This window comes from Nonomuraea sp. NPDC003707 (assembly GCF_053587055.1).
Genome location: NZ_JBSFNK010000009.1, coordinates 370,147 through 396,036 on the forward strand (window position 1 = coordinate 370,147; position 25,890 = coordinate 396,036).

At 72.1% G+C, this 25,890-nt stretch carries 19 protein-coding genes; 6 read left to right on the forward strand and 13 right to left on the reverse strand.

Features of this window, described 5'->3' with window-relative positions; all coding sequences use genetic code 11:
- Nucleotides 1-20 precede the first annotated feature (20 nt).
- Complete coding sequence (locus tag ACWDRB_RS25765) at nt 21-653, reverse strand: GOLPH3/VPS74 family protein (protein ID WP_449897525.1); 633 nt, start codon at nt 651-653, stop codon at nt 21-23.
- A gap of 262 nt (nt 654-915) precedes the next feature.
- Between ACWDRB_RS25765 and ACWDRB_RS25770 the strand changes: the two genes are divergently transcribed.
- The gene (locus ACWDRB_RS25770; RefSeq protein ID WP_449897528.1) at nt 916-1,710 is read left to right on the forward strand and encodes an N-acetylmuramoyl-L-alanine amidase; all 795 of its coding nucleotides are present in this window, start codon (nt 916-918) and stop codon (nt 1,708-1,710) included.
- Here the strand turns inward: ACWDRB_RS25770 and ACWDRB_RS25775 are convergent.
- Nucleotides 1,691-2,350, reverse strand: coding sequence for a TetR/AcrR family transcriptional regulator (locus ACWDRB_RS25775; RefSeq protein ID WP_350723546.1), 660 nt, complete (start codon nt 2,348-2,350; stop codon nt 1,691-1,693). The two genes, ACWDRB_RS25770 and ACWDRB_RS25775, sit on opposite strands and share 20 nt — an antisense overlap.
- A 103-nt stretch (nt 2,351-2,453) precedes the next feature.
- Between ACWDRB_RS25775 and ACWDRB_RS25780 the strand changes: the two genes are divergently transcribed.
- Nucleotides 2,454-3,554 (forward strand): serine hydrolase domain-containing protein, encoded by a 1,101-nt coding sequence (locus ACWDRB_RS25780; RefSeq protein WP_449897531.1) that lies wholly within the window; start codon nt 2,454-2,456, stop codon nt 3,552-3,554.
- 17 nt (nt 3,555-3,571) lie between these two features.
- Here ACWDRB_RS25780 and ACWDRB_RS25785 read toward each other — a convergent pair whose 3' ends face one another.
- Complete coding sequence (locus tag ACWDRB_RS25785; RefSeq protein WP_345000866.1) at nt 3,572-3,757, reverse strand: hypothetical protein; 186 nt, start codon at nt 3,755-3,757, stop codon at nt 3,572-3,574.
- Nucleotides 3,758-3,842: 85 nt separating this feature from the next.
- A complete protein-coding gene (gene iscB / locus ACWDRB_RS25790) occupies nt 3,843-5,246 on the reverse strand; it encodes an RNA-guided endonuclease IscB (protein WP_449897534.1) in 1,404 nt (467 codons plus the stop codon).
- Nucleotides 5,247-5,659: 413 nt separating this feature from the next.
- Between iscB and ACWDRB_RS25795 the strand changes: the two genes are divergently transcribed.
- Nucleotides 5,660-6,601 (forward strand): NAD(P)H-dependent flavin oxidoreductase, encoded by a 942-nt coding sequence (locus tag ACWDRB_RS25795; RefSeq protein WP_449897537.1) that lies wholly within the window; start codon nt 5,660-5,662, stop codon nt 6,599-6,601.
- A 138-nt stretch (nt 6,602-6,739) separates the two neighbouring features.
- Nucleotides 6,740-7,558 (forward strand): SAM-dependent methyltransferase, encoded by an 819-nt coding sequence (locus ACWDRB_RS25800; protein WP_449897539.1) that lies wholly within the window; start codon nt 6,740-6,742, stop codon nt 7,556-7,558.
- On the opposite strand, the gene ACWDRB_RS25805 is transcribed toward ACWDRB_RS25800, so the two are convergent.
- The 3 genes from ACWDRB_RS25805 to ACWDRB_RS25815 all read right to left on the reverse strand — a co-directional run bounded on the left by ACWDRB_RS25805 (nt 7,548) and on the right by ACWDRB_RS25815 (nt 12,576).
- Nucleotides 7,548-8,120 (reverse strand): hypothetical protein, encoded by a 573-nt coding sequence (locus ACWDRB_RS25805; RefSeq protein WP_449897541.1) that lies wholly within the window; start codon nt 8,118-8,120, stop codon nt 7,548-7,550. The genes ACWDRB_RS25800 and ACWDRB_RS25805 overlap by 11 nt on opposite strands.
- Before the next feature lie 33 nt (nt 8,121-8,153).
- A complete protein-coding gene (locus tag ACWDRB_RS25810; RefSeq protein ID WP_449897543.1) occupies nt 8,154-9,296 on the reverse strand; it encodes an FAD-dependent monooxygenase in 1,143 nt (380 codons plus the stop codon).
- 91 nt (nt 9,297-9,387) lie between these two features.
- A complete protein-coding gene (locus ACWDRB_RS25815; RefSeq protein WP_449897545.1) occupies nt 9,388-12,576 on the reverse strand; it encodes a BTAD domain-containing putative transcriptional regulator in 3,189 nt (1,062 codons plus the stop codon).
- A 250-nt stretch (nt 12,577-12,826) separates the two neighbouring features.
- Here ACWDRB_RS25815 and ACWDRB_RS25820 point away from each other — a divergent pair, with 250 nt between their 5' ends.
- Entirely contained in the window at nt 12,827-15,373 is a 2,547-nt protein-coding gene (locus ACWDRB_RS25820; RefSeq protein ID WP_449897548.1) for a M4 family metallopeptidase, read from the forward strand.
- Here ACWDRB_RS25820 and ACWDRB_RS25825 read toward each other — a convergent pair.
- The 4 genes from ACWDRB_RS25825 to ACWDRB_RS25840 all read right to left on the reverse strand — a co-directional run bounded on the left by ACWDRB_RS25825 (nt 15,370) and on the right by ACWDRB_RS25840 (nt 22,710).
- Nucleotides 15,370-18,234 carry an ATP-binding protein gene (locus ACWDRB_RS25825; RefSeq protein ID WP_449897551.1) on the reverse strand — a complete coding sequence of 955 codons (2,865 nt, stop codon included), beginning with the start codon at nt 18,232-18,234 and terminating at the stop codon, nt 15,370-15,372. The genes ACWDRB_RS25820 and ACWDRB_RS25825 overlap by 4 nt on opposite strands.
- A gap of 259 nt (nt 18,235-18,493) precedes the next feature.
- Complete coding sequence (locus ACWDRB_RS25830; RefSeq protein ID WP_449897554.1) at nt 18,494-20,056, reverse strand: cellulase family glycosylhydrolase; 1,563 nt, start codon at nt 20,054-20,056, stop codon at nt 18,494-18,496.
- Nucleotides 20,057-20,167: 111 nt separating this feature from the next.
- Complete coding sequence (locus ACWDRB_RS25835; protein WP_449897557.1) at nt 20,168-21,370, reverse strand: tetratricopeptide repeat protein; 1,203 nt, start codon at nt 21,368-21,370, stop codon at nt 20,168-20,170.
- The gene (locus ACWDRB_RS25840) at nt 21,367-22,710 is read right to left on the reverse strand and encodes an AAA family ATPase (protein ID WP_449897559.1); all 1,344 of its coding nucleotides are present in this window, start codon (nt 22,708-22,710) and stop codon (nt 21,367-21,369) included. Before ACWDRB_RS25840 ends, ACWDRB_RS25835 begins: the two co-directional genes overlap by 4 nt.
- A gap of 135 nt (nt 22,711-22,845) precedes the next feature.
- Between ACWDRB_RS25840 and ACWDRB_RS25845 the strand changes: the two genes are divergently transcribed.
- Nucleotides 22,846-23,547: a hypothetical protein gene (locus tag ACWDRB_RS25845; RefSeq protein ID WP_449897561.1), complete on the forward strand. Its 702-nt coding sequence runs from the start codon at nt 22,846-22,848 to the stop codon at nt 23,545-23,547.
- Nucleotides 23,548-23,553: 6 nt separating this feature from the next.
- Here ACWDRB_RS25845 and ACWDRB_RS25850 read toward each other — a convergent pair whose 3' ends face one another.
- A complete protein-coding gene (locus ACWDRB_RS25850) occupies nt 23,554-25,089 on the reverse strand; it encodes an OmpA family protein (RefSeq protein ID WP_449897564.1) in 1,536 nt (511 codons plus the stop codon).
- 38 nt (nt 25,090-25,127) lie between these two features.
- Nucleotides 25,128-25,880 (reverse strand): sulfite exporter TauE/SafE family protein, encoded by a 753-nt coding sequence (locus tag ACWDRB_RS25855; RefSeq protein ID WP_449897566.1) that lies wholly within the window; start codon nt 25,878-25,880, stop codon nt 25,128-25,130.
- Nucleotides 25,881-25,890: the final 10 nt, after the last annotated feature.

Here is a 25,890-nt window from a genome sequence, read left to right on the forward strand (position 1 = left end):
CCTCCGGGGGTGGGGGGTGTTCAGGTGCGGTAGGTCAGTACGGCGTCGCCGACGGCGGCGCTCACCTGGCGGCTCAGGTCGCGCAGCGGCTGGGGCATCGAGGTCGGCAGCGTGGTCAGGTACCGGCGGGCCACCCGCCGGTCGGCCGGATCGTCGAGCACAGTTTCCGTCATGTCGCACGCGTCCACCAGCGTGGCCAGCGCCATGTCCTGCGGCGACAGCGGCCAGTGCCGGACCAGCGCCAGCCGCAGCCGGGTCGCGGGCCACATGGCCTTGCTGAAGTCGGTGGAGAAGAACCGGGGCGGCTTGCGCCTGAGCAGTTTGGGGGCCTCGCGCTCCAGCAGTCCGGCGTCGACCAACCGCGCGCCCACGTCATCGACCGAGCGCTGCGCCAGATACGCCAGCCACGTGCGCACGTCGGTGTGGTGCGGCGAATCCCCGATATCGGCCAGCACGCGATTGGTCACTTTGTCCGTGACGTCCTCGGAGTCGATCACGTCGAGCCGCACGCCGCGCACGGCGACCCTCTGGTGCAGCACGAGTTCGCCGATCAGGGCACCCGCCAGGCCGAGCGCGATGCCCTGCACGTGGAGGCGGGGTTTGCCCGTGCCGGTCGTGTCCCATGAGACGAGGAAGAAATCATCGGCAAGCACCTTGAATCGGTCCGCTCACTATCGCCTTAAAAGGACAACCCGCTTTCGGCGGCGGCGTTCGGCCGCCAGCGGAAATGTCTACCAAGAACGTGATCGCCCGGGTAGGCCCATTTATCCCCAAGTCCGGAAAATGGTGATTTTGGGTAAAGTGCCAGATAAAAAAATGAGGAATTCTCGGGTGCCGGAAAGCCGTGCTGCGACACGAACGCGCAGGTCAGGCGGGTCTTGGGTTTGCCCTGCGGCAGCCGGTACGGTCGGGATCATGTGCGCGTACCGGACCGGATTCGTGTCGGTCGTCACGCTGGCAGCGCTGACCACGGCGTGCGGCACCGCCGTGCCCGTTTCGCAGGAGGCGGCACTGCCCGCGGCGCCGTCCGCCAGCCGGACGCCGGCCGCAGGCGCGCTCTCGGGCAAGATCGTGGTGATCGACCCCGGCCACAACGGCGGCAACGCCGCGCACCCCGCGGAGATCAACCGCCAGGTCGACATCATCACCGGCAGGAAGCCCTGCAACACGACCGGCACGCAGACGAACGCCGGATACCCCGAACACGCCTTCACCTGGGACGTCGCCGGCCGGCTCCGGCCGATCCTGGAGAAGATGGGCGCCAAGGTCGTGCTGACCAGGCCCGACGACAAGGGCGTCGGCCCGTGCGTCACCGAGCGGGCCGCCATCGGCAACGAGGCCAGGGCGGACGCGGTCCTGTCGATCCACGGCGACGGCGCCGCGCCGAGCGGGCACGGCTTCCACGTGATCATGCCGGGGCTGGTCTCCGGGCACAACGACCAGATCATCAAGCCGTCCCGGCGCCTCGGGGTGGACATCAGGAACGCCTACCGGGACGGCACGGGCCTGCCGTACGCCACCTACACCGGCGTGGACGGGCTGCAGACCCGCACCGACCTGGGCGGGCTCAACCTCTCCGTGCGCCCCGCGGTGTTCATCGAGTGCGGCAACATGCGCAACCGCGGCGACGCGGCCAAGATGTCCGACCCCGGCTTCCGCGAGCGCATGGCCGTCGCCCTGGCCGCCGGGCTCAGGAAATATCTGACCTAGCCCTGCCGGTCGGAGAGGCCCCGTACGCGCGCAGGAACGCGGCGACGGCGGACTCGGAGAGCCGTTCGAGGTCGGCCTCGGTGTAGTGGTCGCCGCCGCCCCAGAACATGACCTTGTTCACCGGGACCCACAGCAGCAGGCCCACGAAGTGCTGGGCGATCAGCTCGGGGTCGTCCGGGCGGAGCAGGCCACGGGTGGCCAGGCGGTCGAAGGCGGCGGCCAGGGTCTCCAGCGAGCGCTCGAAGCCCTGCTGGTACCAGGTGCGGCCGAGGTCGGGGAACCGGTCGGCCTCGGCGATCACCAGCCGGCGCAGGCGGAGCACGTCGGGCCGCATGAGCGCGCCGAGGAACTGGCGGGCCAGCTCGCCCAGGTCCTTCGCCAGGTCCTCGCTGTCGTCGAGCGCCGCGGTGATGAGCTTGGCCAGCCCTTCGACCTGGGTCGTCGTGTCGAGGATGATGCTCGTGAACAGCTGCTCCTTGTCGGTGAAGTGCTTGTAGACGGTCTGCTTCGAGACCGACGCCAGCGCCGCCACCTCGTCCATGCTCGCGCCCACGTAGCCGTTGCGCAGGAACACCGGCCGGGCCGCATCCATGATCTGCCTGCGCTTGCGTGCCGTGCGGCCGTCCTCTTCCGGTGCCATGCCCATCCCTTCGCCCGTCGACGAGAACACAGTACTAGACAGTTCCGTACTTATGTGGGTACGGTACCGTCTAGTTCCACCGATGAAAAGGACAGAGCAGGACATGAGTGATCTTCAGCAGCAGGTGCAGGAAGCCGCCGACGGGCTCGTCGAGTCAGGCACGGAGCGCGGGCTCCAGGTGGCCGTCTATCGTGACGGCGTCCAGGTCGTGGATGTGGTGGCGGGCGTGGCCGACCCCGGGACCGGGCGGCCTGTCACTGCTGACACGCCTTTCTACAACTTCTCGATCGGCAAGGGCGCCACCGCGACCGTGGCCCATGTGCTGGCCGAGCGGGGCCTGTTCGGTTACGACACCCCGGTGGCGGAGCTGTGGCCAGAGTTCGGGCGGCGCGGCAAGCAGGGCGTGACCGTACGCCACGTGCTGTCGCACACGGCGGGCGTGCCGGGGGTGCCGCTCGACACCACGCCTGAGGACGTCTGCGACTGGGGCAAGATGGTCGCCGCGCTGGAGGACGCCGAGCTGTGGTGGGAGCCGGGCACGAAGGTGGGCTACCACGCGTACACGTTCGGGTTCCTGGTCGGCGAGATCGTCCGGCGGGTCACCGGCAAGCCCATCTCGCAGGTGCTGCTGGAGGACGTGGCGGGCCCGCTGGGCGTGGCCGACGAGCTCTACTTCGGGATGCCGGAGACCGAGCACCACCGGCTGGCCAGGCTGGAGGACGCGCCGGTGGACCCGGCGGCGTGGGGCGAGATGCCGGCGGACCTGCCGATGTTCAAGGCGGGGCCGATGACGCTGATGCCGACCGCCGAGCTGGGCAACCGCGGCGACTACCTGTCCTCCGACATCCCCGCGGGCGGCAAGACCTCGGCCCGGGCCATCGCGCGGATGTACGCCGCGCTGCTCGGCGAGGTGGACGGGACGCGGCTGATCCCGTCCGGCCGGCTGCGCGAGGTGACGGCGGTGGCCTCCAGCGGGCTCGACGAGGTGTTCGGCATGCCGACGACCTGGGGGCTCGGGTACGGCATCGGAGGCCCGGGCTCGACCGCCGAGGCGAGCCCGACGGTGTTCGGGGTGCCCGGGGCGGGCGGCAGCGCGGCCTGGGCCGACACGGCGACCGGCACCGCGTTCGCGCTCACCAAGAACCGGCTCACCAACGACTTCGCGGCCGCGAGCCTGATCGGCGGCATCGTGACCGGTGCCTAGAACCTCCGGCCCGCCGGTCAGCCGTCGCGGCAGAGGGGCTTGCCCCCGACCACACAGGCGATGTCGTCGAGTTGGCAGCTGAGCAGGGTGCCGTCCATGCCGAGCACGAGCACGAGGTCGCGCCTGGAGGGATGTGCCAGCATGACCCTGCCGACCACGCCATTGTCCAAGATCACGGTCGGGCGGCCTGCCGCGTTGTCCATCACAGTCCTCCTGGGGAACCCGGCCGTTCACGGCGGGGAGGAATCGGGGCCCTATCAAGGGCTGGCCTGCGGAGAAGGGCAGCCCTCACGCACGTCGTGCGCATGGTTCCTCCATTTTGGTGACGTATGCGTAGCCGTCGCCGCGTTGTAGCAGGCGGACGTGCCGGTGATGGACGTCCTGGACGGTGCCGTGGGCGGTGGCGATGTTGAAGTTGCCTCTGGCGCGCACGGCGACCCGGCCGGTGTGGGTTCCGGTGTTCTTGCCGGTAGGGACGATGGCGCGGACGAGATCGCCGGTGGTATAGCCGAAGAACTGCTTTCGCCTGGGCATACGCAGCCGCGGGAAGCCGTAGGCGTCGGTCCGGGTGCGGGCGTGGCTGCCGCGGCCTGTGCACCCGGCGACAAGGACAGTGGTGACGGTTTCGGTAATGGCGGCGAGCTTGCCGACCGCCAGAGCGTCGAGCGTGTGGGACTTGGGTAGCCCGTACCGGGTGCGGTTCCACTTCGTGAGCCCGCCGGACGCGCTGTGGGTAGGTAGGCGCTCCTCGATAGCGTGCCACAGCGCCCAGCGCACCGACTGCACTGCGGCGGCATCCCGCAGCGGCGTCTTGGCCTGGGCCAGAATCCGGGCCAGCGTGCGTGGGTTGGTGACGAACTCCTCGACCAGCTGGTTGTTCTTGGCCTGATTGCAGCCGATGCAGGCCACGGCCAGGTTGGAGATGCGGTCCGAGCCACCCCGCGAGCGGGGGTGGATGTGGTCGATGTTCAACGGCGCCCCGGTAGCGCCGCAGTAGACGCAGGCCCGGCCCCACTTGACCAGCAGGTATTCGCGCACCTCATACCCATACAGAGTGCCATGCTGGTACTCCGCTCCCTCCAGTGGGCGGCCCGCGGACAGGGCGTGGGTGTCGAACGCGACCCGCTCCACGTGCGCCGCCCGGACCGGCGCCCAGCGTGCGAGCCGGTCCACCCACGAGAGCGTGGTCTCTACGCGGTGCCGCAGCGACGGCGCTAGCCACCCGTCCGTCCGAGTCCGGTTCAAGAAGCGCGGGGCCCGGTAGCGCAGATTCGCCGAGCGGCGCCTGCGCCGGTAGGCAGCACGCTGCTGAAGCGTCTTGCGGATCTGCGCGCCGCGATGGTCGAGTTGGAGGGCGAACCGGCCGCGCCGCTCTCCCGCCACGGCGGTGAACACGGCGATGCCGGTGTGCTTCGAGCCGGGGTCGATACCCAGCTCCACGCCGGCTACCTGCGAGTCGGCCGAGCTACGGTCCTTGATCCGGATGACGAACGGGGTGTGCCGAGCCACCACCGCCCGCCCGGACTTCAACAGCCTGCGTGCTCTGGCGGGCGTGCACGGCTGCAACGGCTGTCCGTGCTTGTCGAGGACGAACACGGACGGGTGCCGCTCACGCGGCTCCTCCCCGGCCCGTACGGGCGCGGGGGTGACGCCGCCAGCGCCAGGTGAAGCGCTGACAGTCTCCTCTCGCACATGTCCCACGCCCGGTACCGCCTTGCGGCGGCGTTCGAGTCCCGTTTCGTCCCTGATCCCGGGGTTGTCTGCTGACTTGAATTCCAGAGCAGACTGCTGAGGAAGCACAGCCTGGTGGGTCTTCTGTCGTACGCGGAACGTAGCCAACTGGGTCACCTCCTTGTCGCTGTTGGCTGGTGCTGGTAACGGCGGGCCCTCAGCCCATGGGGCTGAAAGCCTGGCCCTCACTTCGGGGCCGGGATCCCGTTACGCCCTCGTGACTCCTCTCCGCTGCGGAACGAAAGCCGTTCCCCACCAGGATGCACAGGTGTGTGCCGCGAGCGCATCGGTCATCCGGCTGTATTTTCCGGTCCGGGGGTCGGGAAGGCCATGGAAGACTGGTCTCAACAGGGGTTTTCTGTGGGGAGATGACCTTGCGCACATGGCTTACCGAACGGTTCGGCCTGGCGGTGCCCGTGGTGGGGGCGCCGATGGCGGGGGTGGGCGCGGGCCGGTTGGCCGCCGCCGTCTCCGAGGCGGGCGCGCTCGGCATGATCGGGGTCGCCGCCGCGGCCACGGGTGAGTGGATCACCAAGGAGGCCGCCGTCGCGGGCGGCGGTCCGTACGGGATCGGGCTCATGGCCTGGGCGCTGGCCGGTAACCCGGCCCAGTTCAACGCCGTGCTCGAGCTCCGGCCCACGATCGTCTCCGTGAGCTTCGGGCCGTACGCACGTTATGTGGAGGAGCTCCGGCAGGCGGGCATCACGGTCGTCACCCAGGCGGGCACGACCGACGAGGCCCGCGCCGCCGAGCAGGCCGGGGTGGACGCGGTGGTGGCGCGCGGGGCCGAGGCGGGCGGTCACGGGCGCGACGCGGTGGGCACGCTGCCGCTGCTGCAGAGCGTGCTCGACGCGGTGAGCGTCCCCGTGCTCGCGGCGGGTGGCATCTCGACCGCGCGCGGGCTCGCCGCCGTGCTGGCCGCCGGCGCCGCCGGGGCCTGGGTCGGGACGGCCTTCATGGGGTGCGCGGAGACGGCCCTGTCGGAGACGGCCACCGAGCGCCTGCTGGCGGCCGAGGAGACGGGCACCGCGTACGGGCGGGTCTTCGACATCGCCCAGCGCCTGGACTGGCCGCCCGAGTTCGGCGGGCGGGCGCTGCGCAACGCGTTCTTCGACCGGTGGGCCGGGCGGGAGGACGAGCTGGCCGCGGACGACGACGCCCCGGGCCGACAGGCGGCGGCGCAGGCCGAAGGCGACTTCGACACGGCCTGCATCTACGCGGGGCAGGCCGTGGGCATGGTGCGCGAGCGGCGCACGGCGGCCGACGTGGTCGCCGGCTTCGCCGCCGCCGAGGAGCTCCTGGGCCGCTTCTCCTGATCGGCGGGCAGGGCAGAACCTGTTCTGTTGGGGCTGCCCGTCCGGCTTGAGGGTGCCTGCGTAATCTGCCCTATTACGTGCTGGACTGCCGAGTAGTATGGCGTTCGGAGTCGCACGCGTGGAAGGAGACGGCCCCCAGTGACCGAGCTAGAACGCGTTCCGCCCGGAGTGGACCCGACGGTTCCCAGCTCCGCCCGGGTGTACGACTATCTGCTCGGCGGCAAGGACCACGTCGCGGTCGACCGGGCAGTGGCGGAAAAACTCCTCGCGGTAGCCCCGGACACCCGTCTGGTCGCCAGGGCCAACCGCAGGTTCCAGGTCGAGGCCGTCCGCCATCTGGCGAAGCAGGGCCTGCGGCAGTTCATCGACCTGGGCACCGGCATCCCGACCTCGCCCAGCATCCACGAGACCGTCCGCTCGGTGAACCCGGCCTGCCGGGTGGTCTATGTGGACTACGACCCGGTGGTGCGGCTGCACGCGCAGGTGCTGCTCGCCGACTCGCCGGGCATCGCCAGCATCCAGGCCGATCTGCGCCGCCCCGAAGACGTGCTCTCCGACCCCAGCGTCACCGGCCTGATCGACTTCGAGCAGCCGGTGTGCGTGCTGATGGTCGGGGTGCTCCATTACGTCATGGACGAGGAGGACCCCGGCGGCATCGTGGCCGCCTTCAGGAAGCGCATGGTGCCGGGCAGCTGTCTGGTGGCCACCCACGGGATGGCGGAGAGCGCCCCCGAGGCGATCGCCCAGCTCACGATGGCGACCGCGGGCACTCCCGCGCAGGCGCGGTTCCGGACGCGGGACGAGGTGCTGGAGTTGTTCGACGGGTTCGAGCTGATCGGGCCGGGCCTGGTGCCCGTCCAGGACTGGCACCTCGGCGACGACGAGCCCCACATCCCCCTTCTGGACGGCCCCCCGCAGCTGCGCATCGACGGCGGGGTCGGCCTGCTCAGAGCTTGATCCCCTCGATGATCTTCGACAGCTCGGGGACGAGGGGCGTGCTGGCCATCACGGTGACGACGACTCCCTTGCGCTCGACCCAGCCCGCGTACCGGCCGTCGCCGAGCGCGCCGTCACCCTCCTGGGTGAGCACCTGGCGGCCGCCGATCTTCACGGTCTCGGTGTCGCCGGAGAACGTCCCCATGTCGAACGGCCCGTTCTTGAGCTGCGCCGGCTTGCTCGCCTTCGGCCAGCACACGACCCTGACCCAGAGTGAGCGCTGCTTGATGTCCGCGTTGGGGCGGTCGTCCCCCCACTGGTAGCCGTACTCGCTGATGCCGTCGTGCTTGCTGATGACGACCCCGCCGTACGTGAAGCCCTTCGGGATGTAGTTGACGCGGACCCCCTTGATGGCGGTGGCGCCCCTGGCCGGCTGGTCGACCTTGTCGTCGCCCGACCGCTTCACCTCAGCCTTCGTCGGGACGGGGCAGGCGGGGCGCTCCGCGGCCTGGGCGGGGAGGGCGATCAAGACCGCGGCGACGGGCAGCACGGACAGGGCGGCAAGCTGCTGAATCTTGTTCATGTGTGGGTTGGATGCGGCCGACGCGCGAAAGGTTCAGTACTCCTTCAGCGTGATGTCGTTCGCGAACTTGTCGGTCATCTTCATCATCCAACCGAGCAGGAAGCCGTACTTGAACATCCAGTTCCGCATCCGGATCCCCTTCCTGGTGCGGGGAGCGAGGAAGGGGCCCGCGTTGCCGTTCTTGGCGACCTTGGCGTATCCGCGCATCTGCTCCTCGTACTGCGCGAAGGCCACGCGGTGATCGCCGCCGGCCCGCTTGAGCTCGCCCGCGAGCACGTACGCGCCGACCGCGGCCAGGCCCGTGCCGAAGCCGGCCAGGGTGTTGCCGTACGCGGCGTCGCCGAGCAGCACCACGCGGCCCTGGCTGTAGCGGTCGATGGTGACCTGGCTGAGGGAATCGAGGTAGACGTCCGGGGAGCGGCGCACCGCCTCCATGAGCGCCGGGCCCTGCCAGCCCATGCCCGCGTAGGCGCGGGTCAGCAGGTCCTTCTGCTGCCGCATGTCGTACCGGTCGTAGTCGAGGCGCTCGGAGGCGAAGACGAAGAACGCGGGCGCCTTCGGCCCGCCGACGGCGGCCATCCTGCCGGGCTCGTTGTACATCTTCGCGACCGTGCCGAACTCCCCCTCGACGTCGACCAGGGCGTAGTAGTAGCCGAGGTGCTTCACGTAGTCGGCCTCGGGGCCGAAGGCGAGGCGGCGGACGTTGGAGTGGATGCCGTCCGCCCCCACCACCAGGTCGAACGTGCGGGGGGCGGAGCGTTCGAAGGTGACGTGCACGCCACCGGGGGTCTCGGTGAGCGAGGTGATCGAGTCGCCGAAGACGTACTCGCAGCTCGCGGCCGTCCGCTCGTAGAAGACCCGGGACAGGTCGCCGCGCTTGATCTCGATCTCGCCGCCGGTGAACTCGCCGGGAATGACCGTCAGCTTGTGGCCGTCCGCGTCGACGATCACCTGGTCGCTGCCGCCGGTCTGGAGCGCCTCGATGTCCTTGAGCACCCCCATGCGGGTCAGGACGGTGCGGTGGGTGTGGCCCTTGAAGTCGACGGCCTGGCCGCCGGGGCGCAGCAACGGGGCCTTCTCGACGACGGTGACGTTGAAGCCGTAGCGGGAGAGCAGGAGGGCGAGGGCGGGGCCGCCGATGCTGGCGCCGGAGATGAGGACGTTGGTGTTCTTCATGTCCGTCAGCTTCGCGAGCGCCGCTGACAGCGGGGCGACTGCCGGCTGACAGCCGGGGCGGGCCCCGTCAACGGCTGGGTCAGCGGCTGGGTCAGCGGTCCGGGCTCGCGGTCGCGATCAGGGTGGCGAGCGCGTCGTCCCTGCTCATCGACGCCCCCTTGGAGTACGCCGCCGCGAATCCCGCCGGCCCGAGGAGCTCCGTGGCGGCGGCGGCGATCCTGGCGACGTCCGGATCCCCGGCCACGGCCATGCCACGCAGCGCCACCCCCACACCCAGCAGCACCGCCGCCCGCTCCGCCGGTCCGCTGCCCGCCGCCGCGCCGTCCAGCCGCCGGCCCGCCGGGTCTTCCGCGGCGTCCAGCAGGCACTGGCCCGCCAGGCCCTCCGCGGCGTCGGCGAGGTCGGTGGTCAGCGGCGACTTCAGCGCCATGGCCAGGGCCTCCGCGTGCCGGCGCGTGGCCTCGGCGGCGTCGCCGGTCGCCTCGGCCAGGCGGCCGAGCGCCGTCAGTACGTGCGACCTGAACCCCGTGGACGTGAACGCCCCGCTCCCCGAGGCGGCCAGGGCCGCGTCGAGCAGGCGGCCGGCCTCTGTGAGGTCGCCCTCGGACCGGGCGATCTCGCCCAGCTGCAAGTGAACCGCCGCCACCAGCTCCGGCCTCCCCAGCCGGCGCGCCAGCTCCCCGGCCCGCTCGGAGTCGGCGCGTGCCGTCCGGACGTCGCCGGCCCGCAGGCGCGCGTCGGCCCGCCGGCCCAGCACGTCCACCAACTCCTCCACCGCGCCCAGCTCCTCCAGCAGGGCGACCGCGTCCTGCCACAGTGCCATGGCCCGTCCCCACTCGCCGCGCCAGCTCGCGATCACCCCGAGCCAGTCGAGGCCCTGCGCCTTGCCCCAGCGCTCCCCCATGGAGCCGAACTCCGCGAGCACCCACTCCAGTTCCTGCTCCGCTACCGCGACCCCGCCACTCATCAGCGCCAGCAGCGCGCGGCCGAGCCGTTCGAGTGCTCTGCTCCACGGGTCGGACGCGAACACTCGCCCGGCCAGCGCCTGCGGCTCGGGTGGCCCCGCGATCATTCCCCACAAGGCCGGGCCGAACGGGCACCGCATCGGCCCGTCGAGCGACTCGATGACCGCGCGGGCCTGCTTCCAGTGCGGCGATCCGGCGTCGGGTACGGCGTGCAGCACCACCAGCACGTACTCCTCGGCCAGTTCGGGCCCTGTCGCCTGGAGGAGGCGCACGGCATGCGGGGTCGCCTCCCCCCGCCGCCCGCTGAGCCACCAGTACATGGCCAGCGCCGACACCAGCCGCGCCGCCCCCGGCGGGTCGTGCTCGACGCCCCACCGTAGTGCCGCCTGCAGGTTCGCGTTGTCGGCCGAGAGCAGGGCCAGCCACCGGAGCTGCTCGGCGCTGTAGAGGTGCCCGTCGGCGCGGCGCGCGAACTCCAGGAACCAGGCGGCATGGGCCGCTCTCAGCCGGTCCTCCTCGCCCGCCTCCGCCAGCCGCTCCGCGCAGAACAGGCGGATGGTGTCGAGCATGTGGTAGCGCTCGCCGTCGGTCTCGACCAGCGACTTGTCCACCAGATCGGCCAGCAGGTCGGCGCTGTCCGCGCCGCACACCCGTTCCACCGCCTCCAGGCTCGCACCCCCGGCGAACACGGAGAACTGCCTGGCCAGCGCCTGCTCCTCGGCGTCGAGCAGGCTCCAGCTCCACTCCACGATGGCGTGCAGCGTCTGGTGGCGCGTGGGGGCGGTACGGTCGCCGCGCGACAGCAGCCTGAACCTGTCGTGCTCGGCCAGCCGGGTGGCGATCTCCTCCACGCCGAACGTGCGCATCCGGGCCGCCGCCAGCTCGATGGCCAGCGGCAGGCAGTCCAGCGCCGCGCAGATCCGCTGGACGGCGTCCAGGTTGCCGGGCCCGACCGCGAACTCCTGCCGCACGGCCGCCGCCCGTTCGGCGAACAGCGTGACGGCCGGGTCGGTGGGCAGAGGCGCCAGGGGGACCAGGTGCTCGCCGGTGATGCCCAGCGGCTCCCTGCTCGTCGCCATGATCATCAGGTCGGGGGCGGCGGCGAGGAGGCGGCGGGCCAGCGTGGCGACCTCGGCGAGCACGTGTTCGCAGTTGTCCAGGACGAGGAGGAGCTCCTGTTCGGCCAGCGCCGCCACCAGGCGTTCGGTGGGGTCGGGGAGCCCATGCAGCGCCGACTCGCGCAACCCGAGCGCCGCCAGCACCGCGCCCGCCACCTGCCCGGTCCCGTCCACCAGCGACAGGTCCACGAAACACGCCTCCCGGGCACGCCGCACCGCACCCCCGTCAGCGGCGGTCGTGCCCGGGGGCCGGTCGGTGGTGGGCGTCTCCGGGCGTTCGTCGGTGGTGGCCGGCCCTGGGTGGAGGAGGCGGGTGGCTTCGATGGCCAGGCGGGTCTTGCCGATGCCGCCGGGGCCGACGAGCGTCACCAGGCGGACGCCGCTCAGGGCGGCCAGCCGCGCGAGCTCCTCCTCCCGCCCGACGAGCCGGTTCAGCTGGGCCGGCGGCGCGACCCGCCGGACCTGGTGCCGCTCGGCGCGCAGGATGGCCAGGTGCAGGGCCGCCAGCTCGGGTGAGGGGTCGGTGCCGAGCTCGTCGGCGAGCAGGCGGCGCGTCTCGTCGAAGACCGTCAGCGCCTCGGACGGCCGCCCCGCCGCCTCCAGCGCGCGCATCAGCAGCCCGCGTGGCCGCTCGCGCAGCGGATGCGCGGCCACCAGGTCCTGCAGCGCGGCCACCGGGCTGCCCTCGGGCAGGCCCAGCTCGGCCTCCATCAGGTCCTCCATGGCCGACACCCGCAGCTCCTCCAGCCGGAGCGCCTGCGGCCCCGCGAACGGCGCGTCGGCCACGTCCGCGAGCGCCGGTCCCCGCCACAGCTCCAGGGCCTCCCTCAGCGAGGAGGCGGCTCCCGGGAATCGACCGGCCGCCAGCAGCCTGCGCCCCTCGCGGGACAGCCGCTCGAACCGGTGCGCGTCCACGTCGTCCGGCGAGACCGCCAGCCGGTATCCCGCCCCGTGGAACTCGATCAGGCCGGCCGGCAGGCTCCGCCTGAGCCGGGAGATCTGCGCCTGGATGGCGTTGGCAGCCTCCGTGGGCGGCCGGTCGCCGTACTGGCCGTCGATGAGCCGTTCGACGCTCACCATGCGCCCGGCGTCGAGCAGCAGCAACGCGAGCAGGGCACGCGGGCGCGGACCGCCGATCGCCAGGGGCTCGCCACCGGGGGAGCGCACCTGGAGCGGGCCCAGGATGCCGAATTGCACGCCCCGATTGTCCCCCAACTGAGCAGTTGAAACGGAATTATCGGTATACCTACCGATGCGTATACGTATTTCCCAGTCGGGAGTGACCGTTTAGCGTCGCGGCATCAAGGCGCAACAGCACTGCTAGCTTCCACCCCCCAATCTCCCTGCAATCCCGCCGCCGAGGCGATCCCCGTGCGGCGCGCGGGCCGTCGTGCGCTCACGAAGCGCGCCGACCCCGAGGGAGATCTTCGAAAGGAGCAGCACAGCCGTGAAACGCAAAGCCTTACTCGCGGCGGTCGTCGGCGTGGCCACGGCCACGACCCTGGCGTTACAGACGCCGCCCGCGAACGCCGCCCCTCCGGGAGCCGCACCGCAGCAGCAGCAGACGGCGCGCGTGAGTGACCCCGCCTCGCTCGCCGCACAGGTGGCCGACAAGGCCGTCTCCAGCCAGCTCGACGAGCTCACCCGGGGCCCCGACGAGGCCTACAGCCGCGTGGCGGTCACCCCGGGCGCGGCCGACATGTTCTACGTGTCGTACGAGCGCACCTACAAGGGCCTGCCGATGGTCGGCGGCGACGCCGTCGTGGTCACCGACGCGGCGGGGAACGTCCGGGACACGGTCGCGGCGACGGGCCCGACCCCGGGCGACGTGCCGACCAGGGCCACGGTCAGCGCCGCCAAGGCCACCGAGGTCGCCAGGACCAAGCTCTCGCGCGTGGACGACACCGCGGCGCCCCGCCTGGTCGTCCTGGCCTGGGGCGAGAAGCCGAGGCTGGCCTGGGACGCCACGGTCAGCGGCATCTCCGACGGCAAGCCGAGCATCCAGCACGTGTTCGTGGACGCGCGTACCGGTGAGATCGCCGACTCGTACGACCTCGTACGCGCCGGCACCGGCAACGGCTACTACTACGGCCAGGTCACCATCGGGACGAGCGGCTCCGGCAGCTCGTACTCGATGACCGACACGTCCAGGCCCGGCATCCAGTGCGGCGGCCAGAACGGCAGCGCCTACACCGGCACCGACGACGCGTGGGGCAACGCCGGCGGCACCAACCTGGAGACCGCCTGCGTGGACGCGCTCTACAGCGTGCAGCGCGAGTGGGACATGCTGCGCGACTGGCTGGGCCGCAGCGGCATCAACGGCAGCGGCCGCGGCTTCCCCGCGCGGGTCGGGCTCGCCGACGTGAACGCCTACTGGAACGGCAGCTACACCAACTTCGGCCACAGCCAGGACAACGCCCGGCAGGCGACCCCCATTGACGTCGTGGCGCACGAGTTCGGGCACGCGATCTTCCAGACCACCCCGGGCGGCGCCGGATCGGGCAACGAGAACGGCGGCATCAACGAGGGCACCGGTGACATCTTCGGCGCGCTCACCGAGGCGTACGCCGCCAACCCGAACGACCCGGCCGACTACCTGGTCGGCGAGGAGGTCGACCTGGTCGGCGACGGGCCGATCCGGAACATGTACAACCCGAGCGCGCTCGGCGACCCGAACTGCTACTCGTCCTCGATCCCGAGCACCGAGGTGCACGCGGCGGCGGGCCCGCTGAACCACTGGTTCTACCTGCTGGCCGAGGGCAACAACCCCGGCGGCGGCAAGCCGTCCAGCCCGATCTGCTCCGGCGGTCCCTCGTCGGTCACCGGTGTCGGCATCCAGAACGCCGGCAAGATCTACATGGGCGCGCTGGCCCGCAAGACCTCGTCCTGGCGGTACACGAACATCCGCGCCGCCTCGGTCGCGGCCGCGATCGAGCTGTTCGGCGCCAACAGCGCCCAGTGCAACACCACCAAGGCGGCGTGGAGCGCGGTCAGCGTGGCGGCGGCCTCGGGCGAGCCCGCGTGCGGCACCTCGACCAGCGACTTCTCGATCTCGCTCAGCCCGACCTCCGGCAGCGCGGCTCCCGGCGGCTCGGCGACGGCCACGGTCGGCACGCAGACCACCTCCGGCAGCGCCCAGACCGTGACCCTGAGCGCGTCCGGGCTGCCCAGCGGCACCACGGCGAGCTTCAGCCCGTCGTCGGTGACCTCGGGCAACTCCTCGACGCTGACGCTCTCGGTCGGCTCGTCGACGGCGGCGGGCACGTACAACATCACCGTCACGGGAACCGGCTCGACGTCGCACACGGCGACGTACGCGCTCACCGTCAGCTCGAACCCGCCGACGCGTGACTTCTCGATCTCGCTCAGCCCGACGTCCGGCACGGTGCAGGCGGGCTCGGCGGCCACGTCCACGGTCGGCACGGCCACCACGGCGGGCACCGCGCAGACGGTGAACCTGTCGGCCAGCGGCCTGCCGACCGGCGCCACGGCCGCGTTCAACCCGGCCTCGGTGACCTCGGGCGGCTCGTCCACGCTGACGATCTCGACCGCGCCCACCACTCCGGCCGGCAGCTACACCGTCACGGTGACGGGCACCGGCGTGACGGGCACGCACACGGCGACGTACGCGCTGACCGTCCAGACCACCTCAGGCGGCCGGACGTTCACCAACGACACCAACTATCCGATCACCGACTTCAACAACACCCAGAGCTCGATCACCTCCACCGCGACGGGCACCGCGACCTCACCGGTCCGGATCTCGATCACGATCAGCCACACGTGCGCGGAGGACCTCGACATCTGGGTACGCGGGCCGAGCGGCACGTGGTACGCGGTCGACAGGTACGGCGGCACGACCTGCACGCAGTACGGCACCAGGACGTTCTCCGTCCCGGTGAGCCAGCAGGCGGCGGGCACCTGGGTGCTCGACATCGAGGACGTCTACGCCGGTGACACCGGCTTCATCGACTCCTGGAGCATCACCGTCTAGCTCTCCACGAGCCCCGGCCGGTCGTCCGGCCGGGGCTCCCGCACGTCCGCCCTCGTCCGCACGCCGAGCTTCTGCAGCACCCTGGCCACGTGGGTGTCCACCGTGCGGCGCGAAAGGAACAGCACCTCCGCGATCTCCCGGTTCGTCCGGCCGAGCGCGACCAGCCTGGCCACCTCGCTCTCCCGGGGTGACAGCACCCCGCTGCGGCCCCGCCGGCCCCTGCGCCGCGCCCCGGTCGGATCGATCTCGCGCAGCAGGTGGCGGCAGCGGGCCGCGTCGTGGGTGGCGCCGAGCGCCGCGTACCGCTCGCCCGCGTCGGCGACGAGGTCGGCGGCCCGCGCCCGGTCGCCGAACGCGAACCGCGCGACCGCTTCGGCCTCGGCCGCCCGCGCCGCGCCGTACGGCCGCGGCATCGCCTCATACGCGCTCCGGGCCCTGGCGTGGTGGCGGGCCGCCTCCTCCGCGTCCTGGGCCAGCGCCCCTCTGGCGGCGTCCAGCCCGGCCTCCGCGGACGGCGCGTTCCTGCCCTCGATCCCCGCCGCGAACTCCGCCACCAGGTCCGCCGCCGCGCCCCGCCTGCCCGCCTTGAGCAGTGCGAGGACGGCGGCCGGCACGAGCTGGTCGCCCCACACCCACACGCCCTTGCGCCGGAGCCTGCCGACCGCCAGATCGGCCTCGCGCAGCGCCGACTCCGGCGAGTCGCGGGTCAGGTGCAGCTCCACCAGCCCGCCGGAGGCCGCCGCGGCGACGGGCAGGAAGCCCGAGTCCAGGTCGCGTACGCCGGCCGCCTCCAGGTGCTCGCCGGCCTCGTCCCATTCGCCCCTGGCCAGGGCCAGCATGCCGAGCGTCAGCCGGGCGTCCACCGCCAGCAGCGGCGCCTCGAAGGACATCTCGACGGCGGCGACGGCCCGCTCGCGCAGCCCCTTCCAGCGGCCGGTCAGCAGGTCGAGCCGGATCGACGACATCTCCAGCAGGAACTCCGGGTAGAGCGCGCCGGTCTCCTCGGCGATGCGCCTGCTCTGGTCCGCGAACCGCTCGGCCGCCGCGTAGTGCCCGAGCGCCACCGCGGCGTCGTACAGGTTGGAGTAGCCGCGTGCCACCTGGCGGCGCACGGCCGGGGCCGGGTCGTTGACCGGCAGCTCTCCGACCAGCTCGAAGGCGTCGGGCGCGCCGATCAGCATGGCGAAGGTGACCTTGTTGACCAGCACGGCGGCGGTCAGCTCGGGGTCGCGGTCGTCGAGGAGCTTCTCCGCCTGGACCATCCACTCCTGGTGCATGGAGAGCGGCTCGCCGCCCCACGCGGGCATCGCCAGCAGGGCCAGCCCGCGCGCGGCCAGGCTGGGGCTGTCGTGCAGGTCGGGGAGCGCGGCCAGGATCTCCTGGCGGCCGGCGGCGACCGCGCCCGCCTGGTTGGACAGGAGCACGCCCAGGTTGAGCCGGGCCTGGCCGCGTACCTGCGGGGACAGGAAGTCGTCCGACAGCAGGTGGCGCAGGATGCGTACGACGCGGCGGTGGGACAGGCCGATGGCGGCTACCCTGCTGAGCCTGAGCGCCAGCGGGCCGCGGGCGTCGTGGGGGAGCTTGGGGTCGGCGAGCAGCCCTTCGAGCACCTCGACGGCGAGCGGGATGTCGCCGAGCGCGGCGGCGTGGTCGGCGGCGGCGGCGCCGTGGCGCTGCCAGGCCGCGTAGTCGCCGGCGCGGCGGGCGTGGTGGGCGAGCTGGACGAGGGGCGGCAGGTCGAGCCCGGACAGCGCGGTCATGGCCCGGTGGTGGATCTGGCGGCGCTCGGGGCCGGGGATCGTGTCGTAGACGGCCTGCTGGGCGAGGGTGTGGCGGAAGCCGTACTGGCCGTCCTTGTGCTCGAGCAGCACGCCGGCCTCCAGCGCCTGGCCCAGCCCGGGCTCGGACGGGGTGGGCGCGGAGACGGCGGCGATCAAGGTCTCGTCGGCGGGCAGCCCCAGGACGGCGGCGGCGCGCACGACGCGCAGCGCGGCCGGTGACAGCCCGGCGAGCCGTTCGGCCATCGCCTCGCGCAGCAGCAGCGGCACGGCCATGCGGTCGAGCGCGTCCGGCTCGGGTAAGCGGCCCTCGTCGTCGAGCAGCGAGCGCACCACCTCCTCGATCACGAACGGCACGCCCGCGGTGCGTTCGTGCAGCCGGGCGGCGAACTCGGGGGTCGGCGCCGACCGGCCGAGCAGCGCGCCGGTGAGGCTGCGCACGCCCTCGACGTCGAGCGGGGTCAGCGAGATCACCTCGCCGCGCACCCCGGGAGTCCGCCGGTACGCGTGCCCGAACGGCAGCCCCGGCACCGGCAGCTCCTCCCGTCGGAACGTCACCACCAGCGCCAGCCCGTCGGGCGGCTGGTCGGTGAGGAAGCGCAGCAGGTCACGGGTGCCGTCGTCGGCCCAGTGCAGGTCCTCCACGACGAGGACGACGGGACCGGCCGCGGCCAGCAGCGCGTGGACGGCCCGGAACAGCCGATGCCGCTCGGCCCGCGGGTCGTCGAACGCCGGCGGCGAGGGGGCGGGCGGGAGGTGGCCGGCCAGCTCGGGCAGGTGACCGCGCAGGACGCCGGTGAGCGGGCTGAGCCGGTCCTGGGGTGGGAGCGCCGGGGCGACGTCCCGGAGCGCGTCGAGCACCGGGCCGTACGGGAGCGGCTCGCGGATCTGGTGGCAGTGGCCGAGCAGCACGGTTCGCCCGCTTTGACGCAGGGGGTCGATGGCCGCTCTGACGAGCCTGGTCTTGCCGATGCCCGCCTCACCCTGCACCTGGATGACGGAGGGGGGCTCCGCGATGGCGCCGGTGAGCAGCCGCAACTGGGTGTCGCGCCCGACCAATGCGGGAGAAGCCGCGCTTGCCATCGGGGTCTCCGTAACAGTGCAGGTTTACTCCCTTTGTCGGAATCCGTTATCCACCACGTGGGACCCGTGGTCAACCCTCCTTCCCTCCGTAGGGGGTTGCCGTCCCTTTGGGGAGGGCAGGCGAGCGCCCGCCCCGCGGTGCTCGGTCGTGGATCGCGGGGCGGGCGCTCGTTCGGGGGCCGCGGGCGGGAGCGCGTCCGCCCGCGACGGCGGAGGGTCAGGAGCTCGCGACGGCGGGAGCCCGTGACGGTGGGAAGGGTCAGGAGCAGGTGGCGCCGGTGGGCTGGGCGGCCGCGCCGTTGGCGGTGAAGCCGACGGCGACCGACGCGCCGGGGGCGAGGTTCTTGGCGTAGTCGGGGCCCTTGGCGGTCCACGTGGTGCCCGACTGGGTCACGACCGCGTTCCAGCCGTTGACCAGCGTCACCCCCGACGGGAACGTCCAGGTGGCGGCCCAGTTGTTGATCGTGCCGGTGCCGGTGTTCTTCACCGTCAGCTCGCCCTGGAAGCCGCCCTGCCAGGAGCCCGTCTGCTTGTACGTCACCGTGCACTGCCCGGGAGGGTTGGGCGTGGGCGTGTCGGAGGGCTGCCCGGTGCCGCCGGTCGGCGGGATCAGGTACGGCTGGAGGATGGCCTGCTTGGCCTGGTTGACGGTGGTCCAGTCGTCGTTGAGGATGCCCCCGGTGTCACCGGAGTTCGGGTTCCACGACCAGTAGGTGAACGACATCCCGTTCACCCCGGTCCCCGTGTACTTCAGGAGCTCCTGCAGCCAGATCTTGTCCACGTTCGCGGCCAGGGTGGTGCCGAACTCGCCGATCATGATCGGCGCGATGTTCTGCTTGTAGAGGTAGCCCCAGTACTTGTCCCAGATGGCCGGCAGGTTGGCGGGGTAGTCGGGGGCGTCGAACCAGGTCTGGTGGTAGACCGAGGTCGCGTAGTCGTGGGGCGAGTAGACCAGGCGGTTGGCCACGTTGAGCCGTACCGGGTACTGGCCCGCCTTCGACAGGTTGCCGCCCCACCAGCCGCAGTCCTCGTCGTTGGTGGGATCGCCGTCCCATACGTTGGACAGGCCGCCGCTCGGGCAGCTCACGCCCTCCACGAAGATCAGCCAGTTGGGGTTGACCGAAAGGACCGCGTTGCCGGCCCGCTCGGCGGCCAGCCGCCAGTCGCGGGCCTGGTCGCCGCAGCCCCAGCAGGAGCCGGTCGCGTTGGGGTTGGTGCCCTCGGCGTGCGGCTCGTTGTGCAGGTCGGCGCCGATGACGGTGGGGTTGTTGGCGTAGTGCTGGGCCAGCGCCTTCCAGTCGTTGATCCAGGTGCTCTCCGGCGTGGCGGCGACGTACCAGAGCGCGGACTGGCCCGCGGCGGTCGGGCGGTGGCGGTCGAGGATGATCCGCATGCCCTTGCCGCCCGCGTACGCGATGATCTTGTCCAGGATCTGCAGCGGCGACAGGCCGATCAGGTCGGGGTTGACGTAGTCGTTGATGCCGGTGGCCGTGGCGCCGGACTTGAGCGCGTCGTTGGAGTACGGCACGCGGATGGTGTTGTATCCCAGCGAGGCCATCTTGTCGATGTGGCCCTTCCAGGGAGTGCTCGACCACAGGCCGTGGAAGGTCCGGTTGTCGGTCTCCATGCCGAACCAGTTCAGGCCGGTCAGGCGCACGGTCGCGCCCATGCTGTCAACGATCTTGTTGCCGCTGGTGTGCAGGTAGCCGGTGCCCGTGCCGGCGGCCGCGCCTGCCGGGGCGGCGGTGGTCACCGCGACAGCGACTGCCGCTCCGGCCACCAGCGTGGCCAGGGCGGCCGTCATCGCCTTGGACAAGTGCATGGGGGTGCCTTTCGGAGAGGGAGAACGCGGCGTCATGCTCGGCCGCCGTCTTCACGCTCGTCAACGCACCGTGGGTTCTATGGCTGTGACCAGGCAGAATGCTTGAAAGTTTCACCGGGCAGGCTGGCGCTCGGGAGCGGGGAACAACCGGCGTACGCCGGCGGCCACCCAGATCGTGCCGATCCCGGCGTACAGGGCCAGCAGCGCGGCGCTCGGCGAGCCGAGGAGCACGGACGCGACGATCGCGACCACGAGCAGCCCCGTCCAGCCGTACAGCACGCGGCGCCCGCGGGCCGAGCCCGTGTGCGTGGCCTCCTGCACCGGGGTGACCAGCGCCATGAGCGCCGCCCCCGCCATGCCGAGCGCGTCCTGGCCGAGCGTGATGCCCAGCGCGAGCACGCCCACCCCGGCGGCCGGCAGCGCGCAGCTCGCGATGGCCACGCGGGCCTCGACGCCCTCGAACAGCAGCTTGGTCGCCTTCGCGCGGGCCAGCCGCAGCACGGTCACCGCCTCGGCCACCCACGCCGCCCAGTGCAGCACCGCGATGAGGACGAACACGGCGATGAGCGGCGGCACCGCGGGCAGCAGGAGGACCATCCGCCAGCCGCCCAGGAACCGGCCGCGCAGGTTCGACAGGATCCGGTAGAGCGGGTTGCGCTGCTTGAGCGCCGTGACGAGGAGGTCCCTGGCCGGGTCGAAGCCGGGGTCGAGCCGGAGCACCTCGCGGAAGGCCGCGGCGGCCGTCTTCGTGTCGCCGGCGGCCAGCGCCGCGTGCCCGTACGCCAGGTGCGCGGTCTCGCTCTCCGGATCGAGCCGTACGGCGTCCGCGGCGGCGGCCCTGGCCTGCTCCGCCTCCCCGAGCTGGACGTGCGCCATGGCCAGGAGGCTCACCAGGTCCGACTCCTGCGGATCGATGGCCAGCCCCCGGCGGGCCGCCTCGACCACCTGACGGTACTGGCCCAGCCGCAGGTGGGCGCGGGCCAGCAGCTCCCAGGTCGACGCCGACTCGGGGTTGTGCGCCAGCGACGTCTCGGCGGCGGTGACGGCCAGGTCCGGCCGCTGGATGCGGAGGTAGACCTGCCCGGCCATGTAGTGCGGGTACGACTGGTCGGGCGCCAGCCGTACCGCCTCCTGGGCCGCGGACACGGCCTCGGCGGTCCTGCCCTGCTGGACGAGGGCCAGGCCGAGCAGCGAGAACGCGGTGAAGTGCTCGGGCATGACGGCGAGCACGCCGCGCAGCTCCCGCTCCGCGTCGGCCGGGCGGCGCATCTGCAGCAGCGTGCCCGCCCGCTGGATCGACTCGCGTGGGTTCACCGCTTGCCCTTGATCCAGGGCATCAGCTCGTCCCACGCGCCGGACTCGTTGGCGTGCAGCACGTAGTTGCGCGCGGTGGCCAGCCACTCGCGCACAGCGGTGGGCCTGGTGACCTGGGCGACGGCCAGCAGGTCGTGGGTGTTCATCGGGATGGGCCGGCCGGCGCTGATCGACTGCTGGAGCTTGACCTCCACCGCGCGGTCCACCACGCCCTTCAGGTCCGCGCCGACGAAGTGGTCGGTCACCCGCGCCACAGCGTCGAAGTCCATCTCGGCCAGCGGCTTGTCTCGGCAGAGGAGGCGCAGGATGGCCGCGCGAGCCGACGGGTCGGGCGGCGGCACGAACACGAGCTGGTCGAAGCGGCCAGGGCGGCGGAACGCCACGTCGATGTACCAGGGAGCGTTCGTGGCGGCCAGCACCAGGACGCCCTCGTTGGCGTCCTGGTCCACGCCGTCGAGCTCGGCCAGGAACTGGTTGACCAGCTGCCGGGTGTGGGCCTGGCGCATGTCGGAGCGGCGCGCGGCCAGCGCGTCCACCTCGTCGAAGAACAGCACGCACGGGCGGTTGCGGCGGGCCAGTTCGAACGTGGCGCGCAGGTTGCGCTCGCTCGACCCGACGTACATGTCGAGGATGTCGGACAGGCCGACGTTGACGAACGACGCGCCGAGCTCGCCGGCCGCGGCCCTGGCCAGGTGGGTCTTGCCCGCTCCGGGCGGGCCGTACATCAGGACGCCGCCGCCGGCGCGCTTGCCGTACGCGGCGAACAGCTCGGGCTGCTGGAGCGGCAGCAGCAGCTTTACCCGCAGCGCCTCCTTGACCGCGTCCATCCCGGCCACGTCGTCGAAGGTGACCTTCGACTTCTCCACCTCCGCGCCGGAGGGCGCGTCCGCCGGGGTCGTCGCGTACGGGGCGGGCGCCGCGGGCACGGACGGGGCGACCGGGGTGGTCAGGCGGGCGGCCAGCTCGGGGTCGGCGACGGACGCGTCGCGGGAGACCGCCTCGTGGTAGCGGTAGGCCGCCCGGCCGAAGTCGCCCTCGCCGAGCAGGGCCCTGGCCGCGAGCACGCCCATCCGCGGCGGGTAGCCGGGCGAGGCCAGGAACGGCTCCAGCGCCGAGAGCGCCGCGCCGTGGGCGCTCTGCCGGACGAACGCCTCCGCCAGCCCCGCAGAGATGTCCGGGTCCTTGGGCGCGAGCAGGAGCGCGGCGCGGAACTCGGCCTCGGCGTCGGCCAGGTACCCCTTGGCCAGCAGCTGCTCGGCGAGATGCCGACGGAGCGGGAGGTTGTCCGGAGACAGGCGCGCCGCCTCGCGTAGTGCCTGGAGGCCGGCATCGTCGGGCACGTGCCTGGTCCCTTCTGTCGCAGGATTCGGTCGTACTAAAACTACGCAGACTACATCCTGGTAGTGCTGGCTCTACCGTCGGTTCTCGCGACAGCGCCCGTGTGCGCGGGCGCGCCCGCCGCTTGGATCGGTGGCATGACGATCACGCACACGCTTCCCGGGCGCTGGGTCGAGGGCGCCGGGCTGGTGCTCGGCCCGTCGCTGCTGCTCGCCGGGGTGCTCATCCGGGCGGGCGAGGGCGATTTCTTCCCCGACCAGCTCGCCGCCTACGCCGCCCACCCGGAGCGGATGGTCCTGTCCTACAGCCTGTACGCCGCCGGGGTCGTGCTCCTGTGGCCCGCGGTGACCTCGCTGGCCCGCCTGATCAGGAGCTCGCACCCCGGCTGGGCGCAATGGGGCGCCACGCTGGTGATCCTCGGCCTTTTCGGACGGGTCTTCCACGCCGGGGTGAGCCACCTGGCCTTCCACCTGGTGGACGCCCTCGGCCTGGCGTCGGCCCAAAAGGCGGTCAGCATGACCTACGGCGCCTTTCACGTGTTCAAGGCGGTCAACGTCTGCATCATGGCCGGCTGGATCGTGCTCGCCGTCGGCGCCTACCGTGCCAGGGCGCTCGGCGTGATCCGGTGCGTCTGCCTGGCGCTGGCGGCAGGGCTGCCGCTGGGCGTGCTCAAGGGCAGCAGCGACCCGATCTCGCTGGTCGCGCTGGCCGGGCTGGCGGTCGCGTTCGTGCCGCTGGGCGTCGCCGTGCTGCGCGCCGGCCCCGCTCCCCGGTGGTGGGCCGCCGCCCTGGTCGTGGCGCTGATCCCGGCCGCGTTCTTCTTCGGGCTGTCCGGCTGAGCGCGGCTACCGGACAGGAACCTGGAGGTCGCGGAAGCTCCCGATCTTGACGCTCATTGTCGTGGCGCTGTCGGGCAGCTCGAACAGCCCCCAGAACTCCTTCTCCGCGCCCGGCCCGAACTTCGTGGTGCTGAGCCGCACCCCGGACACATCCGTGCAGGCGCAGTATGCGTCCACGCCGCCGCTCTCCGCCGGCACCTGGAGGCGGCCGGGCAGGTACCGCCTCCTGGCGGCCACGTCGGTCAGCCGCACGTTGAAGGCCGCGCGATATTTGAACGACATCCAGTCCTGCGCCTGGTGCAACTCGTTGAACCAGGCCTCGGCGGACCCATCGTTCTTGATCCGGTAGGTCAGCAGCCCGAGGCCGCCGGTGAGCCGGCGCAGCCCCGTCACCTTCATGGAGATCGGCTGGCCGTCCGCCTTCCCCGTGCCGGTCAGCCCTGTCGCGCCCGGGGCGTCGGTCGCGGCCGGAGTGGTCGGCTGCTCGGCTGCGGCGACCTGCGGCCTGGCGAACGTCACCGTGACCCGCCGGTTGCGCCGCCTGCCCTCGTCGGTGTCGTTGCCGTAGAGCGGGCGACGGGAGCCGTACCCCTTGGCCTGGAAGCCGACGCCCTGCCTGGTGACGAGCGCGGACAGCGCCTTGCGCACGGCCTCGGCGCGGCGCGTCGAGAGCGGGTCGTTGATGGCGTTGTCGCCGGAGGAGTCCGCGTGCCCCTCCACCCGTACGGACGAACCGGACGAAGCGTCGACCAGCTTGGCGGTACGCGCGAGCACGGCCCTGGCCTTGGCGGTGAGCGTCGCCTTGTTCAGCGCGAAGAGCACATCCGCGGAGAGGCTGACCTGGAGGTCCCTGCCGTCGTCGGCCGTCTCCTCCGATCCGTCCAGCGACTCCGACGGCGTCACGAGCGGGCGAACGACGGTGGTGACGGGCTCGGCGTCCGGATCGGGGATCGTCGTGCCGGGCGGCGTGACCGGCGGCTCGTCGCTGATCGGCACGTCCGGCATCGGTGGGCCCACCGGGGTGACGACCGTGGCGGCGGCGGGGTTTCCTGAGGGGGCGGGCATGACGGCGTACACGTTGATCGACTCGCCGGGGTCGATGAAGTAAGCGAGGCCGTCGCGGTCCTGGTCGGTGCACAGGCAGGGGAAGTCGGCCGGTTTGTACGGCAGGATCCAGACCCGGGCCGGCGCGTCGAGCACGCCGATGCCCGAAGCCCAGCGGATCTCCCCCAGCGGGCGGGTGTTGTCGCCCATCTCGCCCGTCCACGGCAGCTTCTTGTCCGCTCCCGTGTTGGTGAGCCTGAGCTGAGCCACCAGGTGCTTGGCCTTGACCCGGTTCAGCCCGACGACCTCGACCTTGAGGTCGGGGGTCATGGTGCTGCGCGTCTCCGCCAGCGCCGGGCGGGTGTCCTGGGGCGTCCCGCTCGGGCTCGCGGCGGCGGTGGTCGAAGGGGGAGCGCTGGGGGTGGGGGCAGGGGTCTGCTGCGCGCAGGCCGACGCCATGAGCAACGCGACGAATGGGGGGATAATCCGATAACTCACCGGATGATCCTGTCGTACTCTCCGTCCGAATATCGGTATTACGGCTGAGCGAGAAGCTTGACGATCGCGACGACGCCGATGCAGACGATCACGCCGCGCAGGATCGGGGCGGGCAGCTTGCGGCCCAGACGCGCGCCGAGGAAGCCGCCGATCGCCGAGCCCGCCGCCACCAGCAGCACGGCCAGCCAGTCGACGTCCGCGACCAGGATGTACAGGACGGCGGCGGTGAAGTTGACCAGCAGGGCGAGCACGTTCTTGGCCGCGTTGATGCGCTGCAGCTCCTCGTTCAGCATGATGCCCATCAGGCCGATGAGCAGGATGCCCTGGCCGGCGCCGAAGTAGCCGCCGTAGGCGCCGGCGGCGAGCGTGCCCAGCCACAGCCACGGCCCGCCGTGCGCGCGCCCGGGCCGGGTGGACAGCAGGCGGCTCAGCCTGGGCTGGATGAGGACCAGCGCGCAGGACAGCGCGATCAGCACGCTGACGATCACGTTGAAGCTGCTCTCGGGCAGGGTGAGCAGCAGCAGCCCGCCGGCCAGCGAGCCGATGATAGAGGCCGGGGCCAGCCTGAGCAGCCGCTCCCGCTGGCCCTTCAGCTCGGGCCGGTAGCCCATGACGCCGGAGAGGCCGCCGGGGACCAGGCCGATGTTGTTGGAGACGTTCGCCGTGATCGGCGGCAGGCCGACGGCCAGCAGCGTGGGGAACGTGATCAGCGACCCGGAGCCGACGACGGTGTTGATGGCCCCGCCCGCCACCCCGGCCGCCAGGACCGCGACCATCTCCAGTGGTGTCATGCTCGGAACT

Bases quoted from the DNA above. Each gene is read 5' to 3' on its own strand.
- ACWDRB_RS25770 (WP_449897528.1), top strand. From the start codon at position 916: ATGTGCGCGTACCGGACCGGATTCGTGTCGGTCGTCACGCTGGCAGCG.
- ACWDRB_RS25775 (WP_350723546.1), bottom strand. From the start codon at position 2,350: ATGGCACCGGAAGAGGACGGCCGCACGGCACGCAAGCGCAGGCAGATC.
- ACWDRB_RS25780 (WP_449897531.1), top strand. From the start codon at position 2,454: ATGAGTGATCTTCAGCAGCAGGTGCAGGAAGCCGCCGACGGGCTCGTC.
- ACWDRB_RS25785 (WP_345000866.1), bottom strand. From the start codon at position 3,757: ATGGACAACGCGGCAGGCCGCCCGACCGTGATCTTGGACAATGGCGTG.
- ACWDRB_RS25805 (WP_449897541.1), bottom strand. From the start codon at position 8,120: ATGAACAAGATTCAGCAGCTTGCCGCCCTGTCCGTGCTGCCCGTCGCC.
- ACWDRB_RS25810 (WP_449897543.1), bottom strand. From the start codon at position 9,296: ATGAAGAACACCAACGTCCTCATCTCCGGCGCCAGCATCGGCGGCCCC.
- ACWDRB_RS25825 (WP_449897551.1), bottom strand. From the start codon at position 18,234: ATGGCAAGCGCGGCTTCTCCCGCATTGGTCGGGCGCGACACCCAGTTG.
- ACWDRB_RS25830 (WP_449897554.1), bottom strand. From the start codon at position 20,056: ATGCACTTGTCCAAGGCGATGACGGCCGCCCTGGCCACGCTGGTGGCC.
- ACWDRB_RS25845 (WP_449897561.1), top strand. From the start codon at position 22,846: ATGACGATCACGCACACGCTTCCCGGGCGCTGGGTCGAGGGCGCCGGG.
- ACWDRB_RS25855 (WP_449897566.1), bottom strand. From the start codon at position 25,880: ATGACACCACTGGAGATGGTCGCGGTCCTGGCGGCCGGGGTGGCGGGC.